Origin of the sequence: Marivirga sp. (assembly GCF_024636815.1) — a bacterium.
GTDB lineage: Bacteria > Bacteroidota > Bacteroidia > Cytophagales > Cyclobacteriaceae > Marivirga.
Genome location: NZ_JAGXGF010000067.1, coordinates 18,083 through 31,400 on the forward strand (window position 1 = coordinate 18,083; position 13,318 = coordinate 31,400).

The 13,318-nt window shown below is 35.2% G+C and carries 14 protein-coding genes; 5 read left to right on the top strand and 9 right to left on the bottom strand.

The features are described from left to right. Nucleotides 1-597 carry a lipoprotein signal peptidase gene (locus Q0L29_RS05290; RefSeq protein WP_296619694.1) on the top strand — a complete coding sequence of 199 codons (597 nt, stop codon included), beginning with the start codon at nucleotides 1-3 and terminating at the stop codon, nucleotides 595-597. Between the two features lie 128 nt (nucleotides 598-725). Here the strand turns inward: Q0L29_RS05290 and Q0L29_RS05295 are convergent, their stop codons facing one another. The 3 genes from Q0L29_RS05295 to Q0L29_RS05305 form a co-directional block, all read right to left on the bottom strand. Beyond that, on the bottom strand, nucleotides 726-1,388 hold the full coding sequence (locus Q0L29_RS05295; protein WP_296619696.1) for a hypothetical protein: 663 nt from the start codon (nucleotides 1,386-1,388) through the stop codon (nucleotides 726-728). Nucleotides 1,389-1,696: 308 nt separating this feature from the next. Further along, nucleotides 1,697-1,888, bottom strand: coding sequence for a hypothetical protein (locus Q0L29_RS05300; RefSeq protein WP_296619698.1), 192 nt, complete (start codon nucleotides 1,886-1,888; stop codon nucleotides 1,697-1,699). A gap of 5 nt (nucleotides 1,889-1,893) precedes the next feature. After that, entirely contained in the window at nucleotides 1,894-3,024 is a 1,131-nt protein-coding gene (locus Q0L29_RS05305; protein ID WP_296619700.1) for a serine hydrolase, read from the bottom strand. Between the two features lie 157 nt (nucleotides 3,025-3,181). On the opposite strand from Q0L29_RS05305, the gene Q0L29_RS05310 reads away from it, so the two are divergent. Continuing rightward, nucleotides 3,182-3,778, top strand: a complete 597-nt coding sequence (locus tag Q0L29_RS05310) for a LemA family protein (RefSeq protein ID WP_296619702.1) — start codon at nucleotides 3,182-3,184, stop codon at nucleotides 3,776-3,778. 261 nt (nucleotides 3,779-4,039) lie between these two features. Beyond that, entirely contained in the window at nucleotides 4,040-4,471 is a 432-nt protein-coding gene (locus Q0L29_RS05315) for a TPM domain-containing protein (protein ID WP_296619704.1), read from the top strand. A 244-nt stretch (nucleotides 4,472-4,715) separates the two neighbouring features. Here the strand turns inward: Q0L29_RS05315 and Q0L29_RS05320 are convergent, their stop codons facing one another. The 3 genes from Q0L29_RS05320 to Q0L29_RS05330 are packed head-to-tail and all read right to left on the bottom strand — an operon-like array spanning nucleotide 4,716 to nucleotide 5,952. Next, a complete protein-coding gene (locus Q0L29_RS05320; RefSeq protein ID WP_296619706.1) occupies nucleotides 4,716-5,066 on the bottom strand; it encodes a DUF4260 domain-containing protein in 351 nt (116 codons plus the stop codon). A gap of 20 nt (nucleotides 5,067-5,086) precedes the next feature. Further along, nucleotides 5,087-5,572 (bottom strand): hypothetical protein, encoded by a 486-nt coding sequence (locus Q0L29_RS05325; RefSeq protein WP_296619707.1) that lies wholly within the window; start codon nucleotides 5,570-5,572, stop codon nucleotides 5,087-5,089. Beyond that, the gene (locus Q0L29_RS05330; RefSeq protein WP_296619709.1) at nucleotides 5,572-5,952 is read right to left on the bottom strand and encodes a RidA family protein; all 381 of its coding nucleotides are present in this window, start codon (nucleotides 5,950-5,952) and stop codon (nucleotides 5,572-5,574) included. The genes Q0L29_RS05325 and Q0L29_RS05330 overlap by 1 nt, the downstream gene beginning before the upstream one ends. 49 nt (nucleotides 5,953-6,001) lie before the next feature. Between Q0L29_RS05330 and Q0L29_RS05335 the strand changes: the two genes are divergently transcribed. Then, nucleotides 6,002-6,673, top strand: coding sequence for a 3-hydroxyacyl-CoA dehydrogenase family protein (locus tag Q0L29_RS05335; RefSeq protein WP_296619711.1), 672 nt, complete (start codon nucleotides 6,002-6,004; stop codon nucleotides 6,671-6,673). A 37-nt stretch (nucleotides 6,674-6,710) separates the two neighbouring features. Continuing rightward, nucleotides 6,711-8,129: a Glu/Leu/Phe/Val dehydrogenase gene (locus Q0L29_RS05340; protein WP_296619712.1), complete on the top strand. Its 1,419-nt coding sequence runs from the start codon at nucleotides 6,711-6,713 to the stop codon at nucleotides 8,127-8,129. Between the two features lie 291 nt (nucleotides 8,130-8,420). On the opposite strand, the gene Q0L29_RS05345 is transcribed toward Q0L29_RS05340, so the two are convergent. From Q0L29_RS05345 to Q0L29_RS05355, 3 genes are all read right to left on the bottom strand, one after another. After that, nucleotides 8,421-10,001 carry an amidohydrolase family protein gene (locus tag Q0L29_RS05345; RefSeq protein ID WP_296619714.1) on the bottom strand — a complete coding sequence of 527 codons (1,581 nt, stop codon included), beginning with the start codon at nucleotides 9,999-10,001 and terminating at the stop codon, nucleotides 8,421-8,423. Between the two features lie 462 nt (nucleotides 10,002-10,463). Further along, nucleotides 10,464-12,278 carry a hypothetical protein gene (locus tag Q0L29_RS05350; RefSeq protein ID WP_296619716.1) on the bottom strand — a complete coding sequence of 605 codons (1,815 nt, stop codon included), beginning with the start codon at nucleotides 12,276-12,278 and terminating at the stop codon, nucleotides 10,464-10,466. A gap of 98 nt (nucleotides 12,279-12,376) precedes the next feature. Beyond that, nucleotides 12,377-13,318, bottom strand: a 942-nt coding sequence (locus tag Q0L29_RS05355) for a Brp/Blh family beta-carotene 15,15'-dioxygenase (RefSeq protein ID WP_296619718.1), incomplete at its 5' end; no start/stop codon positions are given.

The following is a 13,318-nucleotide window of genomic DNA, read 5'->3' on the forward strand; positions in this document are numbered from 1 at the left end:
GTGAAATACGCAAAATATTTTTTATTTAGTTTCTTTTTAATTGCTCTAGATCAAGCTGTAAAGCTTTGGGTTCATACTAATATGGAAATGGGCATAGCCGGACAAATTGAGGTCTTCGGTGAATGGTTTAAATTATATTATACACTGAACCCGGGAATGGCTTTCGGTATGCAATTCGGTTCTGAATATGGCAAATTAGGTTTGAGTTTATTCCGATTGGTAGCGATGTTTTTCATTGCTTACTACCTTTATAAATTAGCAAAAGAGAAAACGCATCCTGGTGTTCTTTGGAGCATGGCAGCGGTTTTAGCAGGAGCTGTCGGCAATTTGATAGATAGTATTTTCTATGGTGTTTGGTTAGATAACGCGCCTTACAACGCTATTTCTCCTTGGTTCCATGGTCAGGTAGTGGATATGTTCTATATCGACATTTGGGAAGGGCGTGTTGCCGATTGGATACCACTTTGGGGTGGTGACTATATTTCCCTCTGGCCCATTTTTAACGTAGCCGATGCCGCCATCTTTTGCGGGGTAGCCGTAATTTTAATCTTCCAGAAAAGATTTTTTAAAGCAGTGAAAAATGAAACTGCGAGCTAATTAATAATTTTGATGCAGCTTCATCTAAAAAAATAAGCTTGAGCAAGCGACCGCTTGTGCAATTGAGTTTGTTAAAGTTAGAAAAAAGTAATTTCAGGGATTTAATGGTTTTTCAGGAATTGAAGTGATTATTCCGTAAACTTCTCTAACTGCCTAATACATTTCTTTTGCGCTTTAACGATATCTTTATAAATATTCTTGTCCTGATCTGATGGGTCAGTAGCCTCATAAGCATTTACTGCCTTTAAGTAATACATCTTAGCATTTAGCGCTAGATCAATCATCATATTTACCTCTGCGAGCGTATACAACTCTTTATAATTAGGATTTTCCTTTTGCTCCACTAATTCAATCACTTTCAGTAAAGATGTTTCAGATTTTACTCTATGCTGCTCAGCAAATTTTATAGGTAAATCAAAATCTTTAAAAAGGGATAGATGAGTTGAAGCTTTGGTCTTTAGGTAAAGTGTATTTTCCGGGTCTAATTTTAGGGCTTTATTTAAGTTTTTTAATGCTTCTTGCTCTCTACCTTTTACGAATTGTAGAGCCACTCCTTTATAATAATATCCATCAGAAATTTCAGGAGACAACTTAATAACAGCATCAGCATAGGTAGATAGGCGATCAAACTCTTTGGTTCTTTCCAAGATCTGACAAGCCAAAAGTGTGAGCGCTAAATTTTTAGGATCATTTTCTAATTCTGCCGTGACTTTATTAAGAGACGGCCTTACCTTACCCGAATAATATAAAGCTTTAAGTGCTTCATAACTATTTTTATTTTCCTCCTTCATTTTCTCCTCTTTACCTATTATTATATATTCTAAGAATTAATTAAACCCAATGTTTATGGGTGAAATTCGTAAACCTGAAATGCAAAGGTACAAAACCTATGGCTTATGAAAAGTATATAGCGTATTCTATTATTAATTCATTTAGAAGGAAAACTTACTTTCTTCCTTTATTAATAATTAAACTTGACAATTAAATATACTTTTTGGATTACTGCGACAAATAATCTTCTGCTTTCAGATAAGGGTATAGATTCCTTAACGGAATAGTTTACACCAATTAATCATGTGTTCATATTTGAATAATCAATTTACTCTTCTTCTTTAGACTTTATCTTTCGGATATACCTGTTTAAAACAAAAGCTGCAGTCCAGAAAGCTAGTGCCACCAAAGTATATTCCATGGCTTCTTCACCTGCATAACGTAAGCTGTAATAAAATACCATGATCATGATGGCAACCAATACCCAATATATAATTCTTAAAATTTTCGTTAACTCCATTTCTTTTACTTTAATAGTTCATAAGCGGCCTCCACATAGGTATAAACATCATTTGGATGTTCATCCGTGTATAGTTTACTTCTGCTTTTTCCTAACCTGACAACCACTGCATTTTTATCTTTCAGGACGAAAATATATTGCCCTAAAATCCCTCTAGCATAAGGTATTTGTTTTCCATTATAATTTAAGATCCACCATTGGTAGCCATAATGTGGAATACGCTCCCCTGAAACTCTCAAACGAGCTGGCATAGTGGCCATTTCAATATATTCTGCAGGCACAACCTGCTCTCCATTCCATTTTCCTTTGTTTAATACCAACTGACCAATTCTAGCAAAATCTCTGGCGGTACTATTAAAACAACAAAAAGCTTTTTCCATTCCTCCTACTTTATCCAAACTCCAGAGTGCATCATTTTCTGCACCAATTTTTCTCCATAAGCGGTTGGTAGCATAATCACTAATCGATTGACCCGTAGCTGTTTCCAATACTTCAGCTAAAATTTGAGTGTTAATGCTTTTATATGCGAATTCCTGACCGCGTTCATCCGAAACCTTTAATTCAGAAACTAATTCTTTTAAATTATTCCCATAATAAGCTTCGGTAGTCTTAGAAAACGGACTCATATAAGCCTCATTCCAATCAATACCTGAACTCATAGTCAACACATCTTTAAGTATTATTTTGGATTTACCTCCTTCTTGAAAAGATTCCAAGAAATCAGAAACTGGTTGAAACACACTTTCTATTTTTCCTTCTTCTATAGCGATTCCAATAAGCAAACTCACTATACTTTTTGCAGCTGAAAAGGAATTGGATATTTCATTTTTATCATAGCCTAAAAAATACTGTTCGTAATAAAGAGCAGTGTCTTTGACAATCAAAAAAGCTGTGGTTTCATAAACCTCTAGTTCTTCCTGATAGGTACTCCCCATTTCGTATTGATTATATTGAGTGGATTTTTCCCAAGGCTCAGGATTACTTGCAGCTACTGTCCTATTTTCGAAGATTTTATAATCATCAATATTGGCAGTTAAATGAAGAAATGCCTTTTGAGCATAATTAGGCAAGAAGAAGTAGACGATCCCTATAAAAATAGCAAGCAAAATGCTATATCCTCCTATTTTTTTCAACATAATATTCTAGATTTGTTTTGGAATAAATGTAAAAATAAGGCTTCAAAAATCATTTATCAGCATTAAAGTAAAATGAATTTCTAAATCAACATTTCTCTGCTACCTTCGTAATCAATATGCTAATGAATTAATAAAATAAAACCTAACTTTAATTAATATGAAAAAAGGACTTTTAATTACCATAGGCGTAATAGTCGTTATCGTTTTTATACTTTACCGAGTTTTTGCAGGCTCCTACAATAAAATGGTTACTAAAGAAGAGCAAGTAACTGGCGCTTGGGCACAAGTAGAAAATGTTTACCAAAGAAGAGCGGATTTGATTCCCAATTTGGTGAATACGGTAAAAGGTTATGCTGATTTTGAGCAAGAGACTTTGCAAGGCGTAATTGAAGCAAGATCAAAAGCAACAGGAGTAAATGTGAATGCTGATGATTTGAGCCCGGAAAAAATCCAACAATTCCAGCAAGCACAGCAAGGGTTAAGTTCTGCTTTATCAAGATTAATGGTAGTAGTGGAAAGATATCCTGACCTAAAGGCAAACCAGAATTTCATTAAATTACAAGATCAGTTGGAAGGAACTGAAAATAGGATTGCAGTGGAAAGAAGGAGATTTAATGAAGTAACTCAAGATTATAACACATACATTAGAAAATTTCCGCAAGCTATGTTGGCCGGAATGTATGGCTTTGAAAAGAAAGGTTATTTTGAAGCAGATCAAGGTGCTGATGAAGTGCCTGAAGTAACTTTTGACTAAATATCGAATATTGGGAAAAAGGCTTCTGGATGATTTTCAGAAGCCTTATTTTGTTTATTGGCCATCATAGTTTTACATAAACAATATTATTTTAACGGAGATTACCGTAATCTCCGTTAAATATAACCACTAAATTTTTTTGAAGAGATTAGAAGGCAAGACTTTATTGAAGCTGACGGAATTCGGTTTCAATAATTTCTATAATCAATAACTATTAGCCTTTTTCACCGTAATCCTCTCAAGAATTATTATTTTTACATCATGGCAAAAGACGCATTTACCGAAGAGGAAAAGAAAAGAATTATAAACGCTATTAAAGAAGCGGAACGCAATACATCAGGTGAAATTCAAGTGCACTTGGAAAACCATTGCAAGGAAGATGTAATGGATCATGCTACTCATATTTTCAAAACCCTGAAAATGCACAAAACCGAATTGCGCAATGGAGTTTTGTTCTATATGGCCATCAAAGATCATAAATTTGCCATTTTAGGAGATGCAGGTATCAATAATAAGGTGCCTGAAAACTTTTGGGATGATATAAAAGAACATATGCTTTCCCATTTTAAAAACGGAGATTTAACAGCCGGATTAAGTGAAGGTATCAAAATGGCAGGAGAGCAATTAGCTGCACATTTTCCATATCAGAAAGATGATGAAAATGAATTGCCTGATGAGATTTCATTTGGGTAGAATTGATGATACTGCATTTCTTTTTTTTACTAACAGGTTTTCATATAGGCTTATCGACACCCCTATAATCCCCTCCAGGGGATAGTTCTCAAAGATTTATCTTAACAGAAAAAAAGAAAATTAACCGTTTTTAACATTTTCTTAGTTTCTCGAAATATTAAAATGAGAGGTTATTTCTGAGAGACTTCCCCGCCAGCTGGTGGGGGGAAGAGAGGTGTCCAATTACAATAAATGACTTTATTGATTACTTCCCAATCTCTCCTAAATGCGTAAACTTAAAGCCTTTTTCATATTTTAAGCCGTAGCCGAATATTCTGTCCATACTGGCATGACCGAATAGAATAATTCCAGAAAAGATTAAGTAATCATTTCCCAACCACCAGCCTGCAGCATAAACTAAAATTGCGATTCCTTTATGATGGAAAAGGTTATAAGTAAAAGCTCCGATTTTATCACCAAATACATAACCTATCATTCCTATATCAGGTGCTAAGATTAAGACAGGAAACCACCACCATGCAAAAGGCAAATCGGCAAAAAGTAAAATGGATAAAGCAAACATTGCTGCTTCCTCCAGGCGTATTAAGTTTTTCATCTACAGTTAAAGAAAGTTTGTTATCCAATCAAGCGTATTAACTCCCTTCGGCTTTTGAGGTAAGCATCATTAAACCTGGAGATAATTAGTGCGTAACTTGATGCTAAAATAATAAGAGGAAATATTATTGTCAATAGATCATCCCCTTGAACGATTGAAATAATAGAAAAAAGAACCATTAAAACTATCCAAAAAAACAGAAAGTACTTCACGCTGGGAAAAAGGCTAAACTCCAAATGAACAAGACTCCCACTTTCACCTCCTTCCACCTTTCCTTTGATCAGGGGCAAGAAATTATTGGGTCTGTTTACGATCTGAGAAATAGCAAATCCATTTAACCCAACCTTACCGTTAAACAAGAAAGCTTCCTGCTCTATATCACCAAGAGATCTATTTTCGAAAGATTGAAATTTTACAGGTTTTACGGCCAGCTCCAGTCTTCTTCTGATTTCCTTTTCCCCTAAAGGACTCAAAAACATTTCCGATTTAGCTGGCCATAATTGCATTACTTAATCGCTATACAACTTATTTCCACATTCACATCTTTAGGTAAGCGAGCAACTTCAACTGTTTCTCTTGCTGGCGGATTTTCTTTAAAATACAATCCGTAAGCTTCATTTATGGTCGCAAAATTCCCCATGTCTTTTACGAAAATACTGCATTTTACCACATCTGAAAAGCCCAATCCTGCTTCTGAAAGAATAGCTTCCAAATTTTTCATTACCTGATGGGTTTCCTCCGTAATGTTTTCATTAATCAATTCTCCACTTTGTGCATCCAAAGCTATTTGCCCTGAAACATATAATGTATCCCCTGCCAAAATCGCCTGATTGTAAGGTCCGATTGGTGCAGGTGCTTCTTTTGTTTGAATGATTTGTTTACTCATCTCGCTTTTTATGATTAGTTCCTTAACTTTGGTTCAAAACTAACAAATTATGAAGATACTTGTTGTTGGAGACCCCAAAAACCAAGAGGAAATAACAGCAAAATTTGGTGAAAATCATCAAATCATTTCTTTTGATGATTTAACAGAGATTACAAAGGAAGCTTTTTTTGAAGCTGATGTAGTTTTTGATTTTTTCATAGCAGAAGAACCTGAGGCACTTACATTTTATGAGCAGCGTCCTGATTTGACCATATTCACCAATATGGCGATGAGTTCTTTTGGAAATTTAAAAATCTACCAGCACAACACTCAAAATACAGTTTTCGGATTTAATGGCTTGCCTACATTCATCAATAGAAGCGTTTTAGAATGCTCTCTTCAAGATGAAAATGATAAAGAGAAATTAAATTTACTCTGCGGAAAATTAGCGACTGATTTTGAAATAGTGGAAGATAGAGTTGGTATGATTACTCCAAGGATAATTTGCATGATTATCAATGAAGCATATTATACCGTTCAGGAAGGCACTGCTGAAAGAAAAGATATTGATTTAGGGATGAAATTAGGGACTAATTATCCTTTTGGCCCATTTGAATGGTGTGAGATGATCGGACTCGAAAAAGTTTATGAACTTTTGGAAGCCATTTACGATGATACTAAGGAAGAAAGGTATAAAATCTGTCCTAAATTAAGGAAAGAATATTTAGCTTTAATAGAATAATTACAATTAAACTTTTTAAACTTAAAAAGTACACTTTATGGCACATAATGAAGAATATAGCCTGTTTGAAGATGTATGTAGTTTCGTTGATGACGCAGCGCAGCACATGAAATTGCATCCGGGCTTACTGGAGCAAATCAAACAATGTAATAGTATTTACAAATTCAATTTTCCTATTCGAATGGAAGATGGTTCCTATCAAGTAGTGAAAGGTTACAGAGTTCAGCACTCTCATCATAAGCTTCCCACTAAAGGAGGTATCCGATTTAGTGAGATGGTAAATGAACAAGAGGTGATGGGACTATCAGCCTTGATGACCTATAAATGTGCGATGGTAAATATTCCATTTGGTGGAGCCAAAGGAGGTGTAAACATTGATCCATTAAAATATAATGCGACTCAATTAGAAAAAATAACGAGGAGATATACTGCTGAATTAATCAAAAAGAAATTTATTGGTCCTGCTGTCGATGTACCAGCTCCGGATTATGGAACTGGCGCAAGAGAAATGTCATGGATAGTCGATACTTACGAAGCCTTCAACCCAGAAGCCATCAATGCTAAAGCTTGTGTGACAGGCAAGCCCCTTTCACAACACGGAATTGACGGTAGAACGGAAGCAACTGGTATGGGGGTGTATATAGGAATTCGTGAAGCGGTGAGCGTAGAAGAAGATATGCTGGAATTAGGCTTGACTACTGGATTAAAAGACAAGAAAATCATTGTTCAGGGATTGGGTAATGTAGGGTTTTATTCTGCGAAATATTTAACTGAAGCTGGTGCAAAAGTAATTGGTGTTGCGGAATGGAATGGCGGAATTTGGGATGAAGACGGAATAGATATTGAATCCTTAAAAAACTTTCAATTAGCGAATAAAACATTTGAAGGCTATGGAAAAGGAAAGTTTATTGAAAACTCTATTGAAATTATGGAGTATCCTTGTGATATTTTAGTCCCTGCTGCATTGGAAAACCAAATTACAAGTGAAAATGCTCCAAGAATTCAAGCTAAAATCATAGGCGAGGCTGCCAACGGCCCTATTACCAAAGACGCTGAAAAAATATTGCTGGATAAAGATATTATGGTAATACCCGATATGTATTTAAATGCAGGTGGTGTTACGGTTTCCTATTTTGAGTGGTTGAAGAATTTATCACGGGTTTCTTTTGGTAAGTTAGAGAAACGCTATGATATGGAGAAATTTAAACTTCTAATAGATAGTATTGAAAATGCCACCGGAGATGCCTTCAATCAAGCACAAAGAGATGCTATTATCAAAGGTGCCAGCGAGCGGGATTTGGTTATTTCAGGATTAGAAGAAACCATGGTTGAGGCTTATCACGAAATGAACCAAAAGCGCAAAGATAAGAGAATAAAAAGCTTAAGAACTGCAGCCTTTATTTTAGCAATTGATAGAATAGCAGTTAGTTATAATGATATGGGTATCTTCCCTTGATCAATCATGGTTAAAATCTGTCAGGTTGAAATGAACCTGACAGATTTTTATTTTTGACTCTTTCTAGACCGTTTTTCATATTATCCAACCGACACGACACCCCAAGCCCCCTTTTAAATTCCCCCAAAAGGGGAAGACTCACAGATTATTGTCAACAGTAAACAATAAGTTTCATCACTATTTATGATGCTATAATCATACAGAAAAACAAAAGACACGAAACAACCAATTTAGAAAGCAAAACCTTTCCTTTGATTTCCCTCAGCCAGCTGACGGGAATAAAAAAGGGGCTTATTCCATCCCAGGTTGCTTTATCTCATAGCCTGTTTTATCCTTTTCCTCCTTCACCATTTCTTTTACATCCTCTAGCAATTTTTTAGCGTCATAAATAATACCGTCTTTGATAGTGTATTTCACGCCTCCTGCTCTGATTACTTCATTATCTTCTGTTAATTTGATAGCTCCTGTACCATACAATACCTTCAAATTTTCTAAGGGATTTTCTTCTACAATGACAAAATCAGCCATTTTACCGATTTCCACTGTTCCGATTTTATCTTCCATTCCTAATGCCTCTGCTCCATTTAAAGTGGCAGACATCATGATTTCTAAGGGATGAAAACCCGCTTCTCTCAATAATTCCATTTCACGGATGTAGGCAAATCCATAAAGCTGGAAAATAAAGCCTGAATCGGAGCCCGTGGTTACTCTTCCTCCTCTGTTTTTATATTCATTCACAAAAGTCATCCATAAATCATAATTTTTACGCCAGCTGGTTTCTTCCTCTGTTCCCCAGTAATGCCAGTATGATCCATGTGATACTTTACTAGGCTGATAGAATTCCCAAAGTGATGGGAGGGTATATTTTTCATGCCATTCAGCACGGCTGGTTCTCATCAAATCACGGCTGGCTTCATAAATATTGAAAGTAGGGTCTAGGGTCAAATCAAGCTCAAGCAATTCATTCATTACCTCATTCCACTTATCGGAATAGGGTGGTGCAGCCTGCTCCCATAATTTCCCTGCTTCTGAAAAGCGATCTTGCTCATTGTTGTAGTTATAATCTAATTTGTAATGCTGCACAGTCCTGTCTGTAAATAATGCTTCAGGTAATCCATACCAATGTTCCATAGTGGTCAACCCTGCTCTAGCGGAATTCAGTACATTCCAGCGGGCAACATCCATTTGTGTATGGTGCATGGCTGAACGCAATCCCAAACTATTGTTTTCTTCCAATGCTGCTTTCATTATTTCAGGCCTTGCACCAAAAAATTTAATGCCGTCAGCACCTTTTTTAGCATTGTCCTGAACCCATTCTCTTGCCATTTCAGGAGTACTAATAGGTGATTCGCTGCCCTTTCCAAATTCAGTATAAGCCTCAATTCTTGGGGCTGTAATTTCATTTTTTGCAGATTTTGCTTTGTGCTCCAAAACCCAATCTATCCCATTTCCTGAGTATGGATCCCGTATGGTGGTAATACCATGACCCATCCATAATTTAAAAACATATTCGGCTGGAGTTCCCTGCTCTTCTCCACCAATGTGCCCATGCATATCAACAAAGCCCGGCATCAAATACATTCCTGAGGCATCTAGCTCTTTTCCGCCTGACTTTAATTGTGGTCTTTTATCTTCCTTAATTTCTACACCGGGATAACCCACTGTTTTGATTTCCACAATTTTATTTTGCTCCACCACTATATCCACTGGACCAGTGGGTGGTGCTCCATTTCCATTGATTAAGGTCACGCCTCTAATAATCAATTGCGGCCAGGGCCCTTCTCCTTCTGTTCGCTCCGGAGCATCTTTGATTTGTGCCCAGATTGGGAACTGAATCAGTATAATAAATAATGATAGGATTAGTTTTTTCATAATGATCTCTTTTCTCAGAAATTAAATATAAGAAAGAATGTTTGAAAGGCATTAGGGTATTTGAAGAGTGGGGGAAATTGTTAATTTTAAAAATTTTTTTAATAAAAGCTAGAAACTAAATGTTGAAGGTCTATAAAAAAATAATATAATACTTATGAGGATGTAAAAAACTCAAATGATCTCCAATCAATACTCTTATCAAATAACCTTAGATATCTATTGTTAAAGGTAAATATCATTGCATTAAGTGCATTTAAAAATGCAAAAATAAATAGAATAACAGTGCCATTATCAAAAGGGAGAAAAGTAAAAATATTCATGGTTTCAAACGTACTTAAAATCAGGGTTGAAGAATATACCCTCATTTTGACAGTTTGACGCTGCCACTTCCGTTCTGTTACTTTAACTAGAAAATATATTAAAGTGAAAATGGAATCATATACTTTTCTAATCATCTAAAATTTATTTCTCCTTAATAATCTCAATCCCCATTTTCCTCATCAATGGCACGGCATTAAAGGTATGGCATGGAGCATTATGTAACTTATAATCAAATAGAATTTCTTCTCCGCTTACATCACTATTGAAGCTGTAGTTTTGGAAATTTTCTAAATCATTTTCCAATTTAGCCAGAGATAAATCATGAGTAGAAACTAGTCCCATACTATTGGTTTTCATCAATTGCCTAATCAGACTTTCCGCTCCTATGTTTCTATCTTCTGAATTAGTTCCTTTCAAAATTTCATCAAGTAGGTAAAAAATTGGTCTTTCCTGTGGCACTTTGGTCATGTCTACCAATTGCTTTAATCTTTTTAATTCTGCATAAAAAGAAGAAGTGTTTTCTTCCAGATTATCTTCGGTTCGCATGCTGGTAAACAATTGTAATGGGCTCAACTCAAAGCTTTCCACGCAGCAGACTGCTCCCATTTGTGCCAATATCATGTTTACTCCCAGGGAACGTTCAAAAGTACTTTTACCACTCATATTTGCGCCTGTAATCAAAGTCACTGCCCCTGGCCCAGTCATTGTAAAATCATTGCAAACTCTATCCTCATGAGGTAATAAAGGATGTCCTAAATCTTTTGCTCTTAAATCACATTTAGCATCTAATATTTTAGCTGTTTTATAACTTTCATGCGCAAAAGCAAAATCGGCCATACTCATGATGGCTTCCCAATCGCCTATTGCGGTAAACCAGTTTTCAATAGACTTTCCGTATTGGTTCTTCCAGTTAACCACATTATTCAATACCCAATAATCAATCAGCAAAAATGGATTAATTATCCAATACATCATGCCTGCACGAGAATGCATCCAATTGAGGATTTTGGAAAGCTTATTGATTTTTTGTGAGGCTTTTGGATTTTGAAAATTGCTTTGAAGATTCTTTAATAAAGAAGATTCAACTTGTTTTTCCTCAGCCATTCTGAAAAGATTTTTATGTTGTTCTAAATGAACAGCAATATGTTCTGTTTCAGATTGAAGACGCATGATAGTCTTCTGAATTGGAGCCAATAAAAGTATATTGATTAGGAATCCTAAACCCACAAAAGACCAGGGTAAAAATCCGCTCAGTGCTAAAATGAAAAATACAGCCAATTGAAAAATAGCGATAAAAGGAATGAATTTGAATATGGGCTTAATCTTTTCATCCTGTGATTTGGAGAAAAAGTCAAAAAGCCCCTTTAAATTATCATCTTCCTTTTTGCCTTCTTTCAAACGACTTTCTGCCCACCACTCTAATCTCCAATCAAAGTCATTTTTAATTTCCTCCACAGCTTTTTGTCTTGCTGTAATTTCTTCTTTTGTAGCAGGAGTTTTAAACCAATTTGCTAAGCTCTCCTGACCAAAATTAAGAGCACTTCTATTGACCAATGAAAAAACAGAATGCCTTCCGAAAATATCCATATCGGGAGCGTATTCGTGCAGCGTATTCGAAAATCGTTCGCCACTTGGTAGTTTATCTAATTTTAGATTTAGTCGATTGATTTCTTCTTCTAAAATAATGATTCTATTTCGGCCAAGTTCTAATAATCTTTTCTTTGATTTATGGCGGTTGACCAGCCAGCCAAATATCAATGGAAATGGAATAAGCACTAAAGTAGTAGCAAAGCCATCTCTGGCATTGATAAAGTACACCGATAAAACTATAGTAGCAATAAAATATAGAATCCGGATGGTTCCGAATTGATTTGTTAATTTTCTATGCTTTTCAACCTCATTTTGAAATTGATTTATTTTCTGGCTATAGTATGCAGACTTATCAGCTATGCTCATTTCTTTGGACTTTTACTTTGAGCTGTAAAGGTAAGTCATGAGGCTTGCTAATGATAGAGATTTAGATAAGTTTATTGAACTAGAACCTGAAATTCAGATTATTTCCTTTGCATTTTTTGATACCAACTATCCATTACTACACTATGCGGAAGCGTTAGAACTGATAAAAATATAATAGTTAAGAAAAATGGAGAAATCGCAAATTCGAAATAGGAAAAAACAACTAATAATATGATTACACCTATTACGCTTATCAAGGTAAATAGTAATAGTTCTTTGATAAAATGATTTAAATCAAAGCGCTTTCTTTTCTGCCCTAAATATTGATACTCTTCATATAGAACTTTTAAGGAATGCCAAACCGCAAAATATAGGGCAAAAGCTAATAATGGAGGTATTGTAAAAAAGGCCAAATGCAATAAAAGAAACACTCCAATTTCACTTAAAAATCTTTTCTTAGAATTAACTCTTCTTAAAAGTATGTAAGCCATTAAAAGTATTGTACCAATTGAACTAAGAATGAAGAAGAAATACAAACTTACTGGGGTTATTACGGTAGCAGTTTGGTCAAAATGAGAGGTCTCTAAAAAGAATTCTATTAGCTTATCATAATGGTGATAAAATAATCCACTAATGATAGGACCACCCCAAAACAGATATAATAGTTTCTTGCTTTTACTTCGCTCATTAATATTCACATCGCTAAACTGTGATTGTCCAAAATGATAAAACAAAATCAGGAAAAATATGGTCAGACTGAAATAAGGAAATAGAATCCAAGCCACTACATAAAGCCCGATCAAACCTAAATAAAATATATAAAATCGAATTTGAGCTTTCTTGCTTTGCTGTTTTTTCCTTAATAAAATATGATCAATTGCTCCATGAGGAATTCCTAAAAACCTGAGTTCGACTCTAATTTGTAAATTCAGATTTTCATATAATTCAATAGACAAGGCGTCTTTGAGAAGATATAGCGGGCTATATCGAGGGAAGATAACGCAGTATATTGGATTATATGGAAAAGCTTTTCCTATCCC